The organism is Teichococcus aestuarii, from assembly GCF_003116135.1.
Classification (GTDB): Bacteria; Pseudomonadota; Alphaproteobacteria; order Acetobacterales; family Acetobacteraceae; genus Pseudoroseomonas; species Pseudoroseomonas aestuarii.
The window spans coordinates 157,127-176,071 of sequence record NZ_PDOA01000007.1 but is presented as its reverse complement, the minus strand read 5'-3'; the positions used below and the strand labels follow the sequence as shown (position 1 = coordinate 176,071).

17 protein-coding genes are annotated in these 18,945 nt (G+C 72.0%); 10 read left to right on the top strand and 7 right to left on the bottom strand.

Annotated features, from left to right (window positions below):
- Positions 1-9 precede the first annotated feature (9 nt).
- Positions 10-972, bottom strand: coding sequence for an alpha/beta hydrolase fold domain-containing protein (locus tag CR165_RS12655; RefSeq protein ID WP_109517428.1), 963 nt, complete (start codon positions 970-972; stop codon positions 10-12).
- A gap of 64 nt (positions 973-1,036) precedes the next feature.
- Positions 1,037-2,212, bottom strand: coding sequence for an amidase (locus tag CR165_RS12650; protein WP_109517353.1), 1,176 nt, complete (start codon positions 2,210-2,212; stop codon positions 1,037-1,039).
- Positions 2,213-2,379: 167 nt separating this feature from the next.
- On the opposite strand from CR165_RS12650, the gene CR165_RS12645 reads away from it, so the two are divergent.
- Together CR165_RS12645 and CR165_RS12640 are read left to right on the top strand one after the other, a co-directional pair.
- Entirely contained in the window at positions 2,380-3,252 is an 873-nt protein-coding gene (locus CR165_RS12645; protein ID WP_109517352.1) for a manganese catalase family protein, read from the top strand.
- 58 nt (positions 3,253-3,310) lie between these two features.
- Positions 3,311-3,760 carry a DUF892 family protein gene (locus tag CR165_RS12640; RefSeq protein WP_109517351.1) on the top strand — a complete coding sequence of 150 codons (450 nt, stop codon included), beginning with the start codon at positions 3,311-3,313 and terminating at the stop codon, positions 3,758-3,760.
- A 49-nt stretch (positions 3,761-3,809) separates the two neighbouring features.
- Here the strand turns inward: CR165_RS12640 and CR165_RS12635 are convergent, their stop codons facing one another.
- The gene (locus CR165_RS12635; protein WP_109517350.1) at positions 3,810-4,637 is read right to left on the bottom strand and encodes an ornithine lipid ester-linked acyl 2-hydroxylase OlsC; all 828 of its coding nucleotides are present in this window, start codon (positions 4,635-4,637) and stop codon (positions 3,810-3,812) included.
- Positions 4,638-4,961: 324 nt separating this feature from the next.
- On the opposite strand from CR165_RS12635, the gene CR165_RS12630 reads away from it, so the two are divergent.
- The 3 genes from CR165_RS12630 to CR165_RS12625 all read left to right on the top strand — a co-directional run bounded on the left by CR165_RS12630 (position 4,962) and on the right by CR165_RS12625 (position 8,168).
- Entirely contained in the window at positions 4,962-5,273 is a 312-nt protein-coding gene (locus CR165_RS12630; protein ID WP_146201898.1) for a hypothetical protein, read from the top strand.
- A 107-nt stretch (positions 5,274-5,380) separates the two neighbouring features.
- A complete protein-coding gene (locus CR165_RS25040) occupies positions 5,381-5,539 on the top strand; it encodes a hypothetical protein (protein WP_181378140.1) in 159 nt (52 codons plus the stop codon).
- Between the two features lie 133 nt (positions 5,540-5,672).
- On the top strand, positions 5,673-8,168 hold the full coding sequence (locus CR165_RS12625; RefSeq protein WP_109517348.1) for a glucose/quinate/shikimate family membrane-bound PQQ-dependent dehydrogenase: 2,496 nt from the start codon (positions 5,673-5,675) through the stop codon (positions 8,166-8,168).
- A 51-nt stretch (positions 8,169-8,219) separates the two neighbouring features.
- Here CR165_RS12625 and CR165_RS12620 read toward each other — a convergent pair whose 3' ends face one another.
- Complete coding sequence (locus CR165_RS12620) at positions 8,220-9,389, bottom strand: zinc-dependent alcohol dehydrogenase (RefSeq protein WP_109517347.1); 1,170 nt, start codon at positions 9,387-9,389, stop codon at positions 8,220-8,222.
- Between the two features lie 228 nt (positions 9,390-9,617).
- Here CR165_RS12620 and CR165_RS12615 point away from each other — a divergent pair, with 228 nt between their 5' ends.
- On the top strand, positions 9,618-10,589 hold the full coding sequence (locus tag CR165_RS12615) for a pirin family protein (protein WP_109517346.1): 972 nt from the start codon (positions 9,618-9,620) through the stop codon (positions 10,587-10,589).
- Positions 10,590-10,690: 101 nt separating this feature from the next.
- Here the strand turns inward: CR165_RS12615 and CR165_RS12610 are convergent, their stop codons facing one another.
- From CR165_RS12610 to CR165_RS12600, 3 genes are all read right to left on the bottom strand, one after another.
- The gene (locus CR165_RS12610) at positions 10,691-11,494 is read right to left on the bottom strand and encodes a segregation/condensation protein A (RefSeq protein ID WP_109517345.1); all 804 of its coding nucleotides are present in this window, start codon (positions 11,492-11,494) and stop codon (positions 10,691-10,693) included.
- Between the two features lie 105 nt (positions 11,495-11,599).
- The gene (locus tag CR165_RS12605) at positions 11,600-13,891 is read right to left on the bottom strand and encodes a hybrid sensor histidine kinase/response regulator (protein WP_109517344.1); all 2,292 of its coding nucleotides are present in this window, start codon (positions 13,889-13,891) and stop codon (positions 11,600-11,602) included.
- A 200-nt stretch (positions 13,892-14,091) separates the two neighbouring features.
- Positions 14,092-14,793: a GntR family transcriptional regulator gene (locus tag CR165_RS12600; protein ID WP_109517343.1), complete on the bottom strand. Its 702-nt coding sequence runs from the start codon at positions 14,791-14,793 to the stop codon at positions 14,092-14,094.
- Positions 14,794-15,030: 237 nt separating this feature from the next.
- Between CR165_RS12600 and CR165_RS12595 the strand changes: the two genes are divergently transcribed.
- From CR165_RS12595 to CR165_RS12580, 4 genes are read left to right on the top strand one after another with little or no spacing between them, the layout of a single operon-like run.
- Positions 15,031-16,011, top strand: a complete 981-nt coding sequence (locus CR165_RS12595; protein WP_109517342.1) for a tripartite tricarboxylate transporter substrate binding protein — start codon at positions 15,031-15,033, stop codon at positions 16,009-16,011.
- Positions 16,012-16,016: 5 nt separating this feature from the next.
- Positions 16,017-16,484 (top strand): tripartite tricarboxylate transporter TctB family protein, encoded by a 468-nt coding sequence (locus tag CR165_RS12590; RefSeq protein WP_109517341.1) that lies wholly within the window; start codon positions 16,017-16,019, stop codon positions 16,482-16,484.
- Positions 16,484-17,968: a tripartite tricarboxylate transporter permease gene (locus CR165_RS12585; RefSeq protein ID WP_109517340.1), complete on the top strand. Its 1,485-nt coding sequence runs from the start codon at positions 16,484-16,486 to the stop codon at positions 17,966-17,968. The genes CR165_RS12590 and CR165_RS12585 overlap by 1 nt, the downstream gene beginning before the upstream one ends.
- Complete coding sequence (locus CR165_RS12580; RefSeq protein WP_109517339.1) at positions 17,961-18,884, top strand: amidohydrolase family protein; 924 nt, start codon at positions 17,961-17,963, stop codon at positions 18,882-18,884. The genes CR165_RS12585 and CR165_RS12580 overlap by 8 nt, the downstream gene beginning before the upstream one ends.
- The last annotated feature ends 61 nt before the right edge of the window (positions 18,885-18,945 follow it).

Sequence of the window (18,945 nt, the reverse complement as noted above, 5' to 3'; positions counted from 1 at the left end):
GCGCCGCGTTCAGCCCAGAACGCGGCGCAGCCAGGCCCCGGCCTGCGCGAAGGCCCGGTCGGCGGCGCCGACATGGCCGGCGGCGCGCAGGAAGCCGTGCACGGTGCCGGGGAACGCCGCCGCCTCCACCGCCACGCCCGCCGCGCGCAGCGCCCCGGCCATGGCGAGGTTCTCGCTGGCCAGCACGTCGAGCTCCGTCAGCGTCATGTGCACGGGCGGCAGGCCGCGCAGGTCGGCGCGCAGCGGCGCGGCGAAGGGGCCGTGGCGGTCCGCCTGCTGCGGCGCGTAGGCATCCCAGTAGAAGCGCATCCGCGCGCGGGTCAGGCCGTAGCCCTCGGCGAATTCCTCGTAGGAGGGCGTGTCGAGCCGGCTGTCATAGACTCCGTAGCCAAGCAGCAGGCCGCGCAGCACCAGCTCCGGCGCCTGCTGGCGCAGCAGCAGCGCGGCGCCGAGGGCGAGGTTGGCGCCGGCGGAATCGCCGCCCAGCACCATGCGGGTGCCATCCAGCCCCCATTCCGCGCCGCGCGCGGCCAGCTGCCGCGCCACGCCGGCGCATTCCTCCAGCGCCTGCGGGAACACCGCCTCCGGGCTCAGCGCGTAGTCCGGACCCAGCACGGCGCAGCCGGCGGCGGCGGCATACTCGCGCATGGTGCGGTCATGCGTGTCGATGCTGTTCCACACCCAGCCGCCGCCATGCAGATAGACCAGCACGGGCAGCGGGCCCTCGGCGCCGGCCGGCCAGTGCAGCCGGCAGGCGATGCGGCGGCCGCGCACCAGCAGCCAGATGTCGCGGCTCTCGGCCATCTCCGGGCCGCCGCCGAGGGTGAGGTTCAGCGCGTCGTTGCTGGCGCGCGCCGCGTCGAAGGGGCGCTCCAGGCGGATCGGCGGGAAGTCCTTGGCCCGCTCGTCCATCATGGCCTGGAAGGCGGCCATCTCCGGGTCCATGCGGGGGTCGGTGCGGTAATCGGGCATTGGCGGCGCCTCCTCGGTTGCGGCGGCATGGAAGCAGCCGGCGGCCGCGCCGCCAAGCCGCGCCTCAGCCGGCCAGGGCGCGCGCGATGCCGAGCAGCCGCGCATCCTGCCCCCGCCAGGCCAGCAGCGACAGGCCGACCGGACGCCCCGCCACCTGCGCCAGCGGCAGGCTGAGCTGCGGCACGCCGGTCAGCCCGGCGAAGGAGGTCAGCAGCCCGATCCGCTCCGACAGCGCATCCAGCTCCTGCAGCGGCAGGCCCAGGGGCGGCGCGGTGAAAGGCGTGGTGGGGATGCAGAGGATGGCGCCGCCTTCCAGCAGGCTGCGCGCCCGCTCCCGCACCCGGTGCCGCAGCGCGGCGGCGACGGCGATCTGCGCCTCCGTCAGGCTGGCCGCGAAGCTCAGGTTGCGCGCCACGTTGAAGGCGAGGCGCGGATTCACCGCGTCGATCCAGCCGCGGAAGGTCTGCCAGCCCTCGGCGCGCTGCAGCACGTTGCGCTGCGAGCCCCAGGCGGCCAGCTCCCCCGCCTCGCCCAGCGTCATGGCGCGCGGCGCGCCGCCGAGCAGCGCTGCCACCCGCGCCGCCTGCGGGCGCAGCGCCGCCTGCACCGGCCCGTCCGCCAGGGCAAAGGCGTCCTCCGCGAGCAGCAGGGGCGCCGGCGCCGGCTCCACCGGCGCCTCGCCCAGCAGCACGGCGCCGGCCCGCGCGAAGGTCTCCGCGTCGCGGGCGAACCAGCCGGCGGTGTCGAAGCTCGGCGCCTGGGCGCAGACACCCTCGAAGGGGATGCGCCCATGGGTCGGCCGCAGCCCGTACAGGCCGCAGAGGCTGGCCGGCACCCGCACCGAGCCGCCGCTATCCGTGCCGAGCGCGATGTCGGCCAGCCCCGCCGCCACGGCCGAGGCGGAGCCGCTGGAGGAGCCGCCCGGCAGGCAGCCGGGCGCCGCCGGGTTGGGCGGCGTGCCGCAATGCGCGTTGAAGCCCAGGATGCCGAGCGAGATCTCGCAGGTGACGGTCTTGCCCACCAACCTGGCCCCGGCCTCCAGCAGCGCCTGCACCGCCCAGGCATGGCGCTGCGGCAGCGGCCGGCCCCGCGCCCAGTCCGGGTTGCCGGCGGCGGTCGGGTGGCCCGCCACGTCGAACAGGTCCTTCGCGGCGAAGCGCAGCCCGGCGAGCGGGCCCTCCGCGGCGCCGGCGATCTCCAGGCGTGGGCCTGGCAGGAAAGCGCCCGTCTCCGATTCCATCCCTATGTCCCCTCAGCGCCGCACCGCGCGGCGCGCGGCCGGCAGCATCACCGTCCCGCGGCCGCGCGTAAATCCAGGTAGCGCTTTCACGGGAACCTTCGCGGGGCGGCCCGTTTGCTGAGGGGCGATGCCCATGATCAGGGCCACTCGAAGCAAGGGAAATCCGCATGTACTTCCACGACAAGCGACTGCAGTATCCGGTTCGTGTCGAGACGCCGGACCCGCTTTTCGCCCGCCAGTTGCAGCAGGCGATCGGCGGCGTCGAGGGTGAGATCCGCGTCTGCCTGCAGTACTTCTTCCAGGCCTGGGGCGCGCGCGGTCCGAACACCAAGTACCGCGACATGCTGCTGCACACGGCGACGGAAGAGATCGGCCATATCGAGATGCTGGCCACGGCCGTGGCGATGAACCTTGAGACCGCGCCGCTCAGCCTGCAGGAAAGCGCCGCCGAGGCCAACCCGGTGGTGAACGCGGTGATGGGCGGCGAGCGGCCGCGGCACATCGTGGAGGGGATGCTGCAGCGTCACCTGCTGTCCACCGGCCTCGCCGCGATGCCCACCAACGCGGACGGCGTCCCCTTCGACTGCTCGCATGTCTATGCCAGCGGCAACCTGGCCGCCGACATGTACGCCAATGTCACGGCCGAGGCGACGGGCCGCACCCTGGCCGTCCGCCTCTACAACGCCGCGCATGATCCCGGCATGAAGGACATGCTGAGCTTCCTCATCGCGCGCGACACCATGCACCAGCAGCAATGGCTGGCGGCGATCGAGGAGATGGGCGGCAGCGCCGCGCTGCCGATTCCGAACAGCTTCGACCAGGCGCTGGAGCGGCAGGATTTCAGCTACGTCTTCCTGGGCACGGACGCGACGGGCGCGCCGCCGCCGGAGGGGCGCTTCACCACCGGCCCGTCGATGGACGGCAAGGCGCAGTTCAGCGTGATGCAGAACACGGCGCTGGGCGAGGAGCCGGTGCTCGGTCCGGCCCGCGCCGGGTCCGGCGCCCAGGCGGAGCAGATCGGCAAGCCGCCGGGCATGTGAGGGCTGCGCCGCAGCCCCGCCCGCAAGACGACTCCGCAACAACGACAAGGAGAGCACCATGGTCACCACCGTCGGCACCGAGAGCACCCTGCCCAAGCTGGTCAAGAACCTGCTGCTGCTCGAGCATGACGCCATCGCCGCCTATGAGCAGGTGATCGCGCGCCTCGACAACCCGGCCTACAAGCAGCAGATCGCCAGCTTCAAGGGCGACCATGACCGGCATGTGCAGGAGCTGACGCAGATGGCGAACCAGCTCGGCACCGACGCCCCCATGGAAGGCGACATGAAGCAGCTGCTCACCACCGGCAAGGTGGCGATGGCGAGCATCATGGGCGATGGCGCCATCCTGCAGGCGATGCGCAGCAACGAGGAGGACACCGTCACCGCCTATGAGCGCGCCAGCGCGCACAGCGAGGCGCCGGCGGAAGTGCGGCAGGTGTTCGAGCGGGCGCTGCAGGACGAGAAGCGGCACCGCGCCTGGATGATGGAAACCTCGCAGGCCGCCTGAGGGTGAAAACGCGGCGCCGCCCCGGCTTCCGGGCGCGGCGCCGCCCCGCTCAGTCCTTGCGGTTCCGCAGGGCCTCGGCCTCGGCGTAGAACTTCTTCTCCCACGCCTTGTGGTTGTCGAGCCCTTCGCGGATGAAGGGGGTGAACACCGCCATGTTCAGCAGCAGCCAGTTCGCCAGCCGGGCCGGGAAGCGCAGCGGCTTGACGAAATCCACGAACAGCACCACCCGGGTCTTGTCGGTGTGGTTCCACGCCTCGTGCTCGTAGGCGTCGTCGAAGATCAGCGCGTGGCCCTCATGCCAGTGGCAGACCTGCTTGTCGACGCGGATGGCGAGGCGGTCGCTCTGCTCCGGCACGATCAGGCCGAGATGCAGGCGCAGCACGCCGTTATAGGGCCCGCGGTGCGGCGGCAGGTGCTTGCCCGGCTCGAAGATCGAGAACATCGCCGTCTTGAGGCCGGGGATCTTCTGCACGATCCGCCAGGTCTCCGGGCAGCGCCGGATGTTCTCCTGCGAGGACAGGCCATAGCCGGCCAGGAAGAAGGTCTTCCACGCGCTGTCCTTGCTGATGGTCTGCACGTCGGTGGAGATGTCATGGAAGCTCGGCAGCTCGCTCTGCCGCAGCAGCACCTGCTCCAGCTCGCGGCGGATCAGCGGCCATTCGCGCTCGATCTCGGCGGCCCAGGGGAAGGTGGCGTTGTCGTAGACGGGCGGGTTGCCGACCTTGGAACAGCGCAGGTTCAGCCGCTCCGCCGCCGCGACGATGCCCATGAAGAAGCGCGTGGTCGCGCTTGGGCGCTCCAGGGGCGCGATGTTGGCGGTGCCGAAGGTCTGCTGGGGTGCCTCCTGCCGCGCCGCCGCGGCCGGGTCGTGAGTCATGCGGTCGGTCCTTCGTGTCTGGCGTGCCCCGGTGGACGGGGGCGGGCGCTCCGGGCCGCAAATGAAGGCGGCCGGCGCTTCCGTGTCAAAGGACCTTTCCCTCCCGGCCGGTCAAGGGGTGGCGCGCCGCGCGCCATGAAATCTGCGGCAGACGGTAGCCAGAAGCCGGCAATGCTGCGCATCTTGCCGCCGAAGGCGGGCGGTATCCGGGCCTCCATCGGGCCGCGGCCTGGTGGCGGCCGGTCCGGCCCGGGGCACAGGTGCCCAGGGGGCGGGTCGGCCCCGCACCGCAAGCAACCCACCAACGCTGGAGACAGAACTGCCATGTTCACGCTGGAAATCGCCGGCCGGCCCATCGCCGTCATCGGGGCGGATGAGGAGGAGGCCCGCGACATCGTGGAAAGCGAGGCCTTCCAGGCCGACCTGCGCCGCCTGCTGCACGATGCCACGCCGCTCTGGGACGGTCAGGCCGCCCTGACGCTGCGCCCCGCCACGGAGGAGGAGGCCGCCGACTTCCAGTCCGACGAGGGCGAGGACGAGGAGGAGGACGAAGAGGATGAGGATGAGGACGACGAGGACGCCCTCGAGGTGATGTTCCTGGTGCCGATTAACGACCCGGACGAGCCGGAGGCCTGAGGCTACGCCGCGCGGCCCCGGCCGCGCGGCTCCCACTGCTTGACCTGCGTCAAGGCCGCGTGGCCGATGCTGGCGCAGGATGGTCCTGTTTCGGGAAAGGCCGTGCCATGGGGCTTGTCGTGCGCGTGATTCTGCTGCTGGGTGGCGCGCTGGCCACGCTGCTGGTCGGACGCGAGGCGGAGAACTACCCGGTGGTGCAGGCCATGATGGGCCTGCTGGCGGCGGCGGCCGTGCTGGTGGCCTTCGTGCTGCTACGCCGCCGCTGAGGCTTCGCCCGCCGCTTCCCCGGCGCCGAAAAGCCACCCTTCCAAGGAACGAAGTTCCCTCGCCTGGGTTCACAAGCCAGGGCGGCGTCGCGCTTTGTGCGGCCGGCGCCCCGTCATGGAACCTGGGTGCATCATGCAGACATCGCGCACATCATCATCGGGCTGGGCGCCACGGCTGCTGGCCATCCTCCTGGCGCTGCTCGGCCTGGCCGCCCTGGGCGGCGGGCTCTGGCTGATCGTCCTGGGAGGCTCCTGGTATTATTCGCTCGCCGGTGCGGCGATGCTGGGCACGGCATGGCTGCTCTGGCGCCGGCGACCGGCGGCCCTCCTGCTCTACGCCCTGCTGACCCTGGCCACGCTGGTCTGGGCGGTGTGGGAGGCCGGGCTCGACTGGTGGCCGCTGGCGGCGCGCGGCGACGTGATCTTCGTGCTCGGCGCGCTGCTGCTGACCCCGTGGGTGACGCGGGCCCTGGGCGAGCCGGGCGAGGCGCGCCGCGTCAGCGCGCTGCGCGGCAGCGGGCTGGCGCTTTCGGTGGTGCTGGTGCTGGCGCTGGGCGTCGCCGGCGCCGCCCTGTTCAACGACCCGCACCGCATCGAGGGCCGCCTGCCCGAGGCGCGCGCGACGCTGCCGCCCGAGGCCCGCACCATCCCCGAGGGCGAGTGGCACGCCTATGGCCGCACCGGCATGGGCCAGCGCTATTCGCCGCTGGACCAGATCACGCCGCAGAACGTGGACAGGCTGGAGGTGGCCTGGCAGTACCGCACGGGCGACATCCCCGGCCAGCCAGGCGACCCGGTGGAGACCACCTTCCAGGTGACGCCGCTGAAGGTGGGCGGGCGGCTGTATCTCTGCACCCCGCATCAGAACGTCATCGCCCTCGATGCCGATACGGGGCAGGAGATCTGGCGCTACGAGCCGAAGATCCGGGACGGCCTGGCACTGCAGCACCTGACCTGCCGCGGCCTGTCCTACCACGACCCGGCCGCATACCCGGCGGGCGCCGCCGCCGCCACAGCGCCCGAGGGGGCCCGCCCGGCGATGGAGAACACGGCCGCCACCTCCGTCTCCGTGCCCGCGGCCACCGAAGGGGCGCGCGGCGTGGACAACTGCGCGCGCAAGCTCTTCATGCCGACCGCCGACGGCCGGCTGATCGCGCTGGACCCGGAGACGGGCGGCGTCTGCACCAGCTTCGGCGAAGGCGGCCAGATCAATCTCTGGGCCAACATGCCCAACCCCAATCCAGGCGGCTACTACTCCACCTCGCCCGTGGTGGTGACGCGCAACCTCGTCATCGTCGGCGGCACGGTGCTGGACAATGTCTCGACCCGCGAGCCCTCCGGCGTCATCCGCGCCTTCGACGTGAACAGCGGCGGGCTGGTGTGGAACTGGGATTCCGGCAACCCGGAACAGACCGAGCCGCTGCCGGCCGGCCAGACCTATACGCCCAACTCGCCCAACAGCTGGTCGATCTCCAGCGTCGACGAGGCGCTGGGCCTGGTCTATGTCCCGATGGGCAACCAGCCGCCGGACCAGTGGGGCGCCAACCGCGACGAGGACAGCGCCCGCTATTCCTCCGCCGTGGTGGCGCTGGAGCTGGCGACGGGGCGGGTGCGCTGGGTGTTCCAGACCGTGCACCACGATCTGTGGGATTACGACGTGCCCTCGCAGCCCAGCCTGCTGGACCTCACCGTCAACGGCCGGCGCGTGCCGGCCCTGGTGCAGCCCACCAAGCAGGGCGAGCTCTACGTGCTGAACCGCGAGACGGGCGAGCCGGTCCTGCCGGTGACCGAGCAGCCCGTCCCGCAGGGTGCCGTGGAGGGCGACCGCACGGCGCCCACCCAGCCCGTCTCCCGCCTCTCCTACGATCCGCCGCCGCTGACAGGCGCCGACATGTGGGGCGCCACGCTGTTCGACCAGCTCGCCTGCCGCATCCAGCTCCGCCGACTGCGCTACGAGGGGCGCTACACCCCGCCCTCGCTGCAGGGCTCGCTGGTCTATCCGGGCAATTTCGGCGTGTTCAACTGGGGCAGCGTCGCGGTGGACCCGGCGCGGCAGGTGGCCTTCACCACCCCCGCCTACCTCGCCTTCATCTCCCGCCTGGTGCCGCGGCATGACGACACCACGCTCTACGTGCAGGGCAGCAACCGGCCGGATGGCAGCCTGCCGGCGCTGAACGAGAATTTCGGCGCGCCCTACGCCGTGCAGCTCTATCCCTTCACCTCCGCCCTCGGCCTGCCCTGCCAGGCACCGCCCTGGGGCTACGTGGCCGGCGCCGACCTGACCACCGGCGAGATCGTCTGGAAGCACAGGAACGGCACGACGCGGGATGCCGCGCCGGTGCCCCTGCCGTTCCGCATGGGCGTGCCGAACCTCGGCGGGCCGATGGTCACGGCCGGCGGCGTCGCCTTCCTCTCCGGCACCATCGACTACTATGTGCGGGCCTATGACGTGACGGATGGCCGCCAGCTCTGGGAAAGCCGCCTGCCAGCGGGCGGGCAGGCCACGCCGATGACCTATCGCGGGCGGGACGGGCGGCAGTACCTGCTCGTGGTGGCCGGCGGGCATGGCTCGCTGGGCACCAAGACCGGCGACCACGTGATCGCCTACGCGCTGCCGCGCGGGTCATGAAGAAAGGGCGGGGGGATCGCTCCCCCCGCCCTTTCCATCTCGCCCCTCGGCTCAGGGCTTGAGGACGACCTTCACGCAGCCATCCTGCTTGTCGCGGAACTTCTTGTAGAGCTCGGGGCCGTCTTCCAGGCCGGCGCGGTGGGTGATGATGAAGGAGGGGTCGATCTCCCCCTTCTCGATGCGCTCCAGCAGCTTCGGCATGTAGTGCTGCACCGGGGTCTGCGCCATGCGGAAGGTGAGGCCCCGGTTGATGGCCGAACCCATCGGCACCTTGTCCAGCAGCCCGCCATAGACGCCGACAATGGAGACAGTGCCGAAGTTGCGGCAGCAATGGATGGCCTGGCGCAGCACATGCGGCCGGTCGGTGCCCAGATAGACGGCGGCCTTCACCCGGTCGACCACGGAATCGATGCTGGCCGTGCCATCCGCCTCGGTGCCCACCGCGTCGATGCAGGCATCAGCGCCGCGGCCATTCGTCAGGTCCTGGATGCGCTCGTAGATGTCCTCGTCATGGAAGTCGAGGGTGAGCGCGCCGGCCTGCCGCGCCATCGCCAGCCGCTCCGGCACCGTGTCGATGGCGATGACGCGCCCCGCGCCGAGCAGGAAGGCGCTGCGGATGGCCATGAGGCCCACCGGCCCGCAGCCCCAGATGGCGATGGTGTCGCCCTGCTGGATGTTGCAGAAATCCGCCGCCATGTAGCCGGTGGGGAAGATGTCCGACAGGAACAGCACCTGCTCGTCCGTCAGGTGCGAGGGCACCTTGATCGGGCCGACATCGGCATAGGGCACGCGCAGGTATTCCGCCTGCCCGCCCGCATAGCCGCCCAGCATGTGCGAGTAGCCGAACAGGCCCGCCGGCGAGTGGCCCCACATCTTCTCGGCCATGGCGCGGTTGGGGTTGCTGCGCTCGCAGCCGGAGTAGAAGCCGCGCTTGCAGAAGAAGCACTCGCCGCAGGAGATGGTGAAGGGCACCACCACCCGGTCCCCCACCTTCAGGTTCTTGGTCTCGGGCCCGACCTCGACCACCTCGCCCATCGTCTCATGGCCGAGCACGTCGCCGCTCTTCATCGAGGGCATCACGCCGTCGAACAGGTGCAGGTCCGAGCCGCAGATCGCGCAGGCCGTGACCTTGATGATGGCATCGCGCGGATGCTCGATCCGGGGGTCCGGCACGCTGTCGCACCGGATGTCGCCCTTGCCATGCCATGTCAGCGCTTTCATCGGCAGCTCCCTTGCTTGCGGGGGGTTAACCCACGGCGCAGCGCAAGGTTCACGTGGCCTGCCAGTCCCCGTTTCCAGGCGCTGGGGCTCGTGTCCCATGGCCTCCCGCACCGGTGCCCGCCGGCGCCCCCCCGGTTCTGAGCGGAAGCGGAACAGACCGGCCGGCGCCGGGCTTGCGGGGCGGGCGCCGCCTCCCCCATGCTGGGCCTTCGCACGGGAGGGCTGGTCATGAGCGTTGAGAACGACCCTGCCGGGAAGCTGCCGCCCCTGCCGGCGGGGGTGGAAGCCGTGCTGCTGCCGCGGGCGCATGACGTGGGCGGCTTCGAGGTCCGCCGCGCCCTGCCGGCGCGGGGGCGGCAGATGGTCGGCCCCTTCATCTTCTTCGACCAGATGGGCCCCGGCGAGTTCCTCTCCGGGCGCGGGCTGGATGTGCGGCCACACCCGCATATCGGCCTCTCCACCGTCACCTACCTGTTCGAGGGCGCCATCCAGCACAAGGACAGCCTGGGCAGCGACCAGCCCATCCGGCCGGGCGACGTGAACTGGATGACGGCGGGCCGCGGCATCGCCCATTCCGAGCGCACCGCCCCGGCGCTGCGCGCCAGTGGCAGCCGGCTGTTCGGCATCCAGTCCTGGGTGGCGCTGCCGAAGGCGCAGGAGGAGCGCGCGCCGGATTTCGCGCATCATCCTGCCGCCGCCCTCCCCGTGCTGGAGGAGCCGGGGCTGCGCCTGCGGCTGATCGCCGGCGAAGGCTGGGGCGGGCGCTCCCCCGCCGGCGGCCAGGACGGGCTGTTCTACGCCGATGCGGTGCTCGCCGCCGGGGCCGCCCTGCCCCTGCCCGACCACCATGAGGAACGCGCCGCCTATGTGCTGGAGGGTTCGGTGAGCGTGGCGGGCGAGGCGTTCGATCCCGGCCGCATGCTGGTGTTCCGCGCGGGGGACCGCCTGGCGCTGCGGGCCGGCCCGCGCGGCGCCCGGCTGCTGCTGCTGGGCGGCGCGGCGATGGACGGGCCGCGCTACCTGTTCTGGAACTTCGTCTCCTCCTCGCGCGAGCGCATCGAGCAGGCCAAGGCGGACTGGAAGTCCGGCCGCTTCGCCAAGGTGCCCGGCGACGAGCAGGAGTTCATCCCCCTGCCGGAGGAGCGCCTGCGGGTGCGGGCCGGCGTGCAGTCTCCCGCCGCCGGCTCCCCGACAAGCTAGAGCGGATCGCAAGCGGGCCGCTTCGCCTGACCGCGTGAAGATGCTCGTGGAAACGACGAGCCAAAAGCCTTTTCCGTGAGCCGGTGCGAGCGGAAAAGGCTTCAGGCCGCCGCCCGGTCCGCCGGGGCGGCGTGCAGCGCGATGGCGCCGAAGGGCGCGGCCTGGGACAGCGTTGCCTCGCCCAGCCGCTCCAGCTCGAGCCCGGCCAGGAAGGTGCTGGCCCAGGCCGAACGGCGGCGCAGCCGGCCCGCCGGGCGGCCGGCGGGCGCGGCGGGCGGCAGCGCCTCGGCCAGCGGCAGGGGCATGGGGCGCCCGGCCAGCAGGGCCCGCAGCCGCTCGAGCGCCTCCGGGATGCGCCAGAGGTCGAGCGGCGCCACGCGTGCCGGGGCGGCGGCCTCCGCCCCGCTGCCGGAGCGCGGGCGGCCTTCCAGCAGCACCAGCGTGGCCTCCAGGAAGGCCAGCAGCAGCTCCGGCTGCGGGCGCGCGGCACGCCGGACATCGCCCCGGCCATGCACCTCCTGCCGCAGCTGCGGCCTTGCGGCCAGCCAGGCGGCGGCGGCGCGCATCCGTGCCAGCTCGCTCAGCATCTCCAGTCGGCGCTCCGCCTCCTGCTCCGCCTGTGCCGCCTCGGCCAGGCTCGCCGGGGTCAGCAGCTGCGACCGCAGCAGGATGAGGTCACTGGCCATGACCACCCAGGCGGTGCGCCGCTCCAGCGGCACGCGGCCGGCGCTGGTCTCCAGCGCGGCGACGAACTGGTCGGTCAGTGTCACGATGGACAGCCGGCCCAGATCGACCCGGTGCCGCCGCACCATCTCAAGCAGGAAATCGAGCGGCCCCTCGAAGCCTTCGACGCTGAGCGCCGGCGCATCGGACATGGCCGCCTCGGGAACCGGCGCCTCAGCCATGCCACGCACCGGAGCAGCTTCGCCTCTGTGCCATGCGGCCCTCCTTTGTTCCCATTCTGCCCGCAGGCGGGGCGCGGCGAAAGTCCGTCCGCCTGGCGGGGCGGCTCAGGCGTCGCAGGCCTTCTCCTGCCGTCGATCCTGCTGCGGGCCATGCACGCGGCTGGCCGCCAGCAGCACGCCCACCTGCGCAATGACGGCATCCGGCGAGGCCGGCTTGCGCAGCACCGCGAAGGGGCCGGAGCGCGCCGCATCGGTGAAGGCCGCGACGCTGGCATCCCCGGCGAAGCCGGTGAACAGCAGCGCCGGCAGCGCGGGCAGGCGCTGCCGCACCGCATCCAGCAGGGCGAGCCCGTCCATCCCGGGCATTGCCAGATCGGTGACCAGGATGTCGATGTGCCGCGCGGCGGAAAGCTGCGCCAGGGCGGCGACGCCGGACTCCGCCTCCAGCACCGCATGGCCCTGCTCGCGCAGGCAGGCGGCCAGCGTCTCGCGCAGGCTGGCCTCGTCATCCACCAGGAGGAGGCGCCCGGTGGGCGTTTCCGCCGGCGCTTCCGCGGGGTCCTCCGCCACGTCGCCCTGGCCGGTCAGCGGCGCGCCAGGGGCCGGCCCGGAGGCCGGCACCTTAGGCACCGGCACCTCAGGCACCGGAATCTCGGGCACCGGCAGCCAGAGCCGCACGATGGTGCCACGCCTGGGCTGGCTGTCGATGACGAGCATGCCGCCGGATTGCTCGGCGAAGCCCTTGGCCATGGCCAGGCCGAGGCCGGTGCCCTTGCCCTTCGGCTTGGTGGTGAAAAAGGGCTCCATGGCGCGGCCGAGCGTCGCCGCATCCATGCCGATGCCGGTGTCGGCCACTTCCAGCCGCAGGTAGGGACCGGACCTCAGGCCCGCTGCCTGCGCGCGCGCGGCCGCCAGCGTGTCCATCGAGACCGCCAGGGTCAGCTGGCCGCCGCCCATCGGCTCCATCGCGTCCCGCGCATTCACCGCGAGGTTGATCAGCACCGTCTCGAGCTGCCCGCGGTCCAGCAGGGCGGGGGGCAGGTCCGGGGCGATGGACAGCCGCACCTGCACGGAGGGTCCCAGCGTATGGCTGAGGATCTCGTGCAGCCCGGCCAGCAGCTCGCCCACCTGGACGGGCGTGGCATGCAGCTCGGCCCGCCGCGCGAAGGTGAGCAGGCGGCGCGAGACGGAGGCGCCGCGCTCCGCCGCCTCGGTGATCATCCGCGCCAGCCGCTCGACCTGGGCGGCGTCCTTGGACCGGCGGCTGATCAGCTTGGTGCCGCCCAGCACGGCCTGGAGGATGTTGTTGAAGTCATGCGCGATGCCGCCCGCCAGCCGGCCCAGCGCCTCCATCCGGTCGGATTGGGAGAGGCGCTGCATCGCCGCCTCGTTCTCCCGCCGGGCGCGCTTCAGGTCGCGCAGGGCACGGCGGCGGTCGAGCCACAGCAGGCCGAGCGCCATGGTGGCCAGCAGCAGCGCCGCGAAGGCCGCCGCCGCGACCCGCAGGGAGGGCGCCACGAAGGCCGTCGCCGCCATCTCGGACTCAACATCCATGGCCGCGCAGACAATGATCGGCGCCTCCGCCAGCTTGCGGAAGCCGACGAATTTGGGCCGGCCGTCGATGATGCTGACCGTCTCGAAGCTGCCTGCCGGACGGGCGGAATGGAGCTGGAACAGGGCCGATTTGGCGCCGAGGCTCTTTCCCAGCAGGGGCCCGACATCGTGGCTGTAGGCCAGCACCCCGCCATCCTCGCGCAGCAGGAGCGACGAGCCCTCCGTGCCTTTGCGCAGCAGGGCGAGATCCTCCGACAGCTTCAGCGGATCGATCGAGACCACCACCACGCCGCCGAAGCCGCCGGTCAGGCTCTGCAACGGCCGGGTGAACTGCACGCTCCAGCGCCCCGAGGCGCGCCCGACCAGCGGCTTGCTGACGAACAGCGCCGGAGGACGGTTGAGATGGACGGTGAAATGCTCCCGGTCGCCCAGATAGACGCGGTCCCAGCCCGGCACGGAGGACCAGGCCAGCCATCCATCGGCGCCGATCACCCCCACCTGCAGCAGCCCGAAGCGACCGGCCTCGGCGACGGAGGCGAGGTGCTGCTCCAGCATGACGGCCATCGTCCCCCGGTGCTCCGCCACCAGGTTCTGGCGGGTCTGGGCGAGGTCGTACAGGCCGTGGACGGCCTCCAGCAGCCGCAGCATGTTCTGCTGCACCGCCTCCGCCGCCACCTCCACCCGTGCCAGCGCGGCGCTGCGTGCCTCCCGGTCGATCCGGGCGGCCGAATGCTCCGCAACCCACCAGGCCGCGAGGGAGCAGAACAGCCATCCGCAGAAAGCTCCGCTCCAGAGCAGGCGGCGGGACAGGAGGTTCCGGCTTCTGCTGCCGAGATCAGGCATGTCGCTCCGACCCACACGCTCCACGAGGCATCCCCCTCCCCCAATGGCGGATGAACGCGGATATCACTGCCTATGACAGCAGATTATTCCATCAATGGCCTTATAAGGCAAAACGCGCGCTGTCACAGCCGGCGCTGCGCCTCACCCGGGCGGCGTTGCCACGGAGCCCGGCCGGCGCGGCTCCCGCAGCGCAAAGGTGGCTACAGGGAGCCGCGCATGCGCTCCACGCCCCTGTCATGGTGGCGGCCGACCACCGCGGCCAGCCCGGCGCCGTCGCGCCGCGCGAGGCATTCCATCATCTCCTCATGCTCGGCCATGGCGGCGGCCCATTTGTCCGCCCCCTCATGGCCGATGAAGCGGATACGCTTCATCTGCGCCTGCAGCATGTCGTAATGCCGTGCCAGGGTCTGGTTGCCCGAGGCGGCGACGATGGCTGAGTGCACGGCCTGGTTCAGCTTGAAGTAGGGCAGCCGGTCGCGCGCCGCGTAGCGCTCGCGCATCATCGCGTGCAGCGCGAGGATGCGGCCGATCTCCGCCTCCGGGGCGTGCTCGCAGGCGCGGCGGGCGGCCTGCTGCTCCAGCACCTTCAGCACCTCCATGCTCTCCGCCACGTCCTGCATGGTGAAGGCGCGCACCACGGCGCCGCGCGCCGGCACCAGCTCCACCAGCCCTTCCCCGGCCAGGGTCTTCAGCGCCTCGCGCAGCGGCGTGCGGGAGACGCCGAGCGTCTGGCCCAGCGCCACCTCGTTGATGCGCTGGCCAGGCGCCAGCCGGCCATCGGTCACCATGTCCCGCAGCCGGCTCGCCACCTGCTCGTGCAGCGTCTGCCGGGCGATGGGCGCGTTCTCGGCGGCCCCGGCGGAAGAGGCGGCAGTGCTGGGCGCGAGGTCGGCGTCTTGCATCGATAGGGTCTTGTTCCTGCAGCGGAAAGGGCGCCGCCCGGCGCATTATGCCGCATCGGCGGCGGCGATGCGATGCCTCTTGCAATCATACTACATACAGAGCACAAAACTCCGACAAAAAATTCCTCCGCCACGCACCGGACGAACCGGCCCGGCCGCATGGGAGGAGGGGAGACATGGATGCGTGGTCCGGGGCAGCCATTCCCGCGCCACCCGTCATGAGGAGGAGGAACAAGAATGATCTCACGTCGTGGTCTCGCCGGCCTGGCCGGAGCCCTCGCCTTGCCGGCCCTGCTGCCGGGCCGCGCGCGGGCGCAGTCCTGGCCTAGCCGGCCCGTCACCATGGTGGTGCCCTGGGCGGCCGGCGGCGGCGCCGACACCGTCACGCGCATCCTCGCCTCCGGGCTGGAGCCGGAGTTCGGCCAGCCGGTGAACGTGGTCAACCGCACCGGCGGCAATGGCATCGTCGGCCACGCCGCCATCGCCAACGCCGCGCGCGATGGCTACACCATCGGCTGCGGCACCTCGGAATTCGTCAACTTCAAGACGCTGGGCCAGTCCGACATCGGGCCGCAGAGCTTCGACCTGATCTCGCGCATCGCCAGCATCCCCGCCGGCATCACGGTGAAGGCGGACGGGCCGTGGCAGGACTTCAAGTCCTTCGCCGCGGCGCTGCGCGAGGCGCGCAAGGGACAGTTCACCGGCTCGGGCGTCTCCACCGGCGGCTCCTGGCACCTCGCCGCCGCCGGCCTGGCCAAGGCGCTGGGGATGGAGGCGGACAGCATCCGCTGGATCCCGAGCCAGGGCGGCGCGCCGGCGCTGCAGGACTTGGTGGCGGGCGGCATTTCGGTCTTCACCGGCTCGCCCATCGAGGCCAAGCCGCTGGTCGAGGCGGGGCAGGTGCGCGTGCTGGCGGTGATGGCGGAGAAGCGCGTGACCTCCTTCCCCGACGTGCCGACGCTGAAGGAGCTGGGCGTCGACTGGATCTATGAGAACTGGTTCGCGATGGTGGCGCCGCGCGGCCTGCCCGCCCCGGTGCGCACCCGGCTGATCGAGGCGGCCGGCCGCGGCCATGCCCGCCCCGAGGTGCGCCAGACCATGACCGCGCGCGGCATCGTGCCGGTCTGGGAGACGCCGGAGGCCTTCGCCGAGTTCACCACCCGCTTTGGCCGGACGGCGGCCACGCTGCTGGGCGAGCTGGGCCTGGCGCGGGGCTGAACCACATGCGGCTGAACGACCGCGCGCTGGGCGTGCTGACGCTCGGGCTGGGGGGGCTGCTGCTGGCGGCCTCCCTGCGCCTGCCGGGCGTGCCGGGGCAGGAGCTGGGGGCGGGGTTCTTCCCCGCGCTCCTGGGCGGCGGCGTGATGGCCGCCGGCACCGGCCTGCTGCTGGCCGCCGGCCGGCAGCCGGGGGAGCCGTGGCTGCGCGCCCCCGCCTGGATGCGGGACCGCTGGGCGGCCACCAATGTGGCGCTGCTGGTGGCCAGCATCGTCCTCTTCGCCCTGCTGGCCGAGACGGTGGGCTTCATCCCCCTCGCCATCGCCATCCTGCTGGCGGTGCAGCTCCGCCTCGGTATCGCGCCGGTGCGCGCGGCGGTCACGGCGGTGCTGGGCGCCATCGGCTTCCACCTGCTCTTCGTCATGGTGCTGCGCGTGCCGCTGCCGCCGGGCCTGCTGGAGGGCTGGCTCTGATGGACAGCCTGCTGCTCGCCTTCGGCCATGTGCTGAGCCCCGGCACGCTGGGCGTCATCCTGCTCGCCAGCGGCCTTGGCATCGTGCTGGGCGCCGTCCCCGGGCTGACGGCGGTGATGGGCACGGCGCTGCTGGTGCCCTTCACCTTCTTCATGGAGCCGGTGCCGGCCATCGCCTCGATCGTCGCGCTGACGGCCATGGCCATCTTCTCGGGCGACATCCCGGCGGCGCTGCTGCGCATCCCCGGCACCCCGGCCTCCGCCGCCTATGCCGACGAAGCCTACAAGATGACGCAGCGGGGCGAGCCCTGGCGCGGCCTTGGCATGTGCATGGTCTCCTCCGCCATCGGCGGGGTGTTCGGCACGCTGGTGCTGATCATGGCGGCGCCGACGCTGGCCATCTTCGCCACCCGCTTCTCCTCGCCCGAGTATTTCTGGCTCGGCATGCTGGGCCTCACCTGCGCCGCCTTCCTGGCCGTCGGCTCGCCGCTGCGCGGGCTGCTGGCGCTGCTGCTAGGCCTGTTCCTCTCCTGCGTCGGCATCGACGTGGCGACGGGCGTCACCCGCTTCGCCTTCGGCTCCACCGAGCTGATGGGGGGCGTGGATTTCGTGCCGGCGCTGATCGGCTTCTTCGCCATTCCGGAGCTGATCCGGCTGATGACGGTGCGCGGCGGCGCGACGGTGCGCGTGCCGCCCTACAGCAGCCCGCTGCGCGGCATGATGCGCGACGCGTGGACCTGGCGGAAGCAGATCCTGCGCGGCAACATCGTCGGCACGCTGATCGGCGCGCTGCCTGGCGCCGGGGCGGACATCGCCGCCTGGATCTCCTACGCCATCAGCCGCAAATTCTCGCGCACGCCGGAGAAGTTCGGCACCGGCCATGTCGAGGGGCTGGCCGAGGCTGGCGCCTCCAACAACTCGGCGCTGGCCGGCGCCTGGGTGCCCACCATCGTCTTCGGCATCCCGGGCGATTCCATCACCGCCATCGTCATCGGCGTGCTGGTGCTGAAGGGGATGGAGCCGGGGCCGGCCATCTTCGTCAAGTCACCGGACCTGATCTACGCCGTGTTCATCGTCTTCATCCTGGCCAACCTGCTGATGATCCCGCTCGGGCTGCTGGTCATCCGCGCGGCGCGGCACATCCTGGCCGTGCCGCGCGGCATCATCGCGGCCTTCATCCTGGTGGCCTGCATCGTCGGCGCCTACGCCATCAACAACGCGCTGTTCGATGTCGGCATGATGCTGGCGATGGGCGCGCTCGGCTGGTTCATGGAGGAGAACGACATCCCCGTGGCGCCGGCCATCCTGGGCCTGGTGCTGGGCAAGGTGGTGGAGTTCAACTTCATCCAGACGCTGATGAAGGGCGAGGGCGATCCGCTCACCCTCGTCTCCCGCCCGATCGCGGCCGTGCTGGCGCTGGCCGTGCTCGGCCTCTGGCTCGGCACCGCCTGGAAGACCTTCCGAAGCCGCCCCGCCCATGCGTGACCTGCCGGTCATCGACGCGCACCACCATTTCTGGGACCCGGTGCGCAACGACTACCCCTGGCTGGACCCTCGCCGGCCGATGATCCCCTTCCGCTATGGCGACTATGGCGCCATGCGCGGCCGGCCCTTCCTGCCGGAGGATTACGACGCGCTGACCGGCCACCACCGCGTCGTCGCCAGCGTGACGATGGAGGGGGAATGGAACCCGGCCGACCCCACCGGCGAGAGCCGGTGGATGGCCGGGCTGGCGGCGCGCACCGGGCGGCCGGCCGCGCATGTCGCCCAGGCCTGGCTGGACCGGGCGGATGTGGAGGCGGTGCTGGCCGCCCAGGCCGCGCTGCCGCTGGTGAAGGGAGTGCGGCACAAGCCGCGCGCCGCCCCCTCCCCCGCCCAGGTGGAGCGCGGCGCCCCCGGCTCGATGGGCGACCCGCGCTGGCGCGCCGGCTATGCGCGCCTCGCCGCGCACGGGCTGCACTTCGAGCTGCAGACGCCCTGGTGGCATCTTGACGAGGCGCTCGACTTGGTCGCGGCGCACCCGGAGACGCCGCTGGTGCTCAACCACACCGGCCTGCCCTCCGACCGCAGCGAGGAAGGGCTGGCCGGCTGGCGGGCGGCGATGCGGCGGCTCGCCACGGCGCCGCAGGTCTGGGTGAAGATCTCCGGCCTCGGGCTGCCAGGGCGGCCCTGGCGGCTGGAGGACAACCGCGCCATCATCCGCGAGACGATCGAGATCTTCGGGGCCGGGCGCTGCCTGTTCGCCTCCAACTTCCCGGTGGACGGGCTGTGCGGCAGCTTCGAGACCATTTTCGACGGCTTCCGCGCCGCCGTCGAGGACCTGCCCTGGGCAGAGCAGCTTGCGCTGTTCCACGACAACGCCATCCGGCTCTACCGGCTCGGCCTTCCGGCAGCGGGATGAAGAAAGGCTGGGGGAGAATGAATTCTCCCCCGGTGCCCCCTCTTCTTTTCTCTGCCCGTCT

Coding starts and splice junctions, on each gene's coding strand:
- CR165_RS12655 (WP_109517428.1), bottom strand. CDS start 972: ATGCCCGATTACCGCACCGACCCCCGCATGGACCCGGAGATGGCCGCC.
- CR165_RS12650 (WP_109517353.1), bottom strand. CDS start 2,212: ATGGAATCGGAGACGGGCGCTTTCCTGCCAGGCCCACGCCTGGAGATC.
- CR165_RS12645 (WP_109517352.1), top strand. CDS start 2,380: ATGTACTTCCACGACAAGCGACTGCAGTATCCGGTTCGTGTCGAGACG.
- CR165_RS12640 (WP_109517351.1), top strand. CDS start 3,311: ATGGTCACCACCGTCGGCACCGAGAGCACCCTGCCCAAGCTGGTCAAG.
- CR165_RS12635 (WP_109517350.1), bottom strand. CDS start 4,637: ATGACTCACGACCCGGCCGCGGCGGCGCGGCAGGAGGCACCCCAGCAG.
- CR165_RS12630 (WP_146201898.1), top strand. CDS start 4,962: ATGTTCACGCTGGAAATCGCCGGCCGGCCCATCGCCGTCATCGGGGCG.
- CR165_RS25040 (WP_181378140.1), top strand. CDS start 5,381: ATGGGGCTTGTCGTGCGCGTGATTCTGCTGCTGGGTGGCGCGCTGGCC.
- CR165_RS12625 (WP_109517348.1), top strand. CDS start 5,673: ATGCAGACATCGCGCACATCATCATCGGGCTGGGCGCCACGGCTGCTG.
- CR165_RS12620 (WP_109517347.1), bottom strand. CDS start 9,389: ATGAAAGCGCTGACATGGCATGGCAAGGGCGACATCCGGTGCGACAGC.
- CR165_RS12615 (WP_109517346.1), top strand. CDS start 9,618: ATGAGCGTTGAGAACGACCCTGCCGGGAAGCTGCCGCCCCTGCCGGCG.
- CR165_RS12610 (WP_109517345.1), bottom strand. CDS start 11,494: ATGGCTGAGGCGCCGGTTCCCGAGGCGGCCATGTCCGATGCGCCGGCG.
- CR165_RS12605 (WP_109517344.1), bottom strand. CDS start 13,891: ATGCCTGATCTCGGCAGCAGAAGCCGGAACCTCCTGTCCCGCCGCCTG.
- CR165_RS12600 (WP_109517343.1), bottom strand. CDS start 14,793: ATGCAAGACGCCGACCTCGCGCCCAGCACTGCCGCCTCTTCCGCCGGG.
- CR165_RS12595 (WP_109517342.1), top strand. CDS start 15,031: ATGATCTCACGTCGTGGTCTCGCCGGCCTGGCCGGAGCCCTCGCCTTG.
- CR165_RS12590 (WP_109517341.1), top strand. CDS start 16,017: ATGCGGCTGAACGACCGCGCGCTGGGCGTGCTGACGCTCGGGCTGGGG.
- CR165_RS12585 (WP_109517340.1), top strand. CDS start 16,484: ATGGACAGCCTGCTGCTCGCCTTCGGCCATGTGCTGAGCCCCGGCACG.
- CR165_RS12580 (WP_109517339.1), top strand. CDS start 17,961: ATGCGTGACCTGCCGGTCATCGACGCGCACCACCATTTCTGGGACCCG.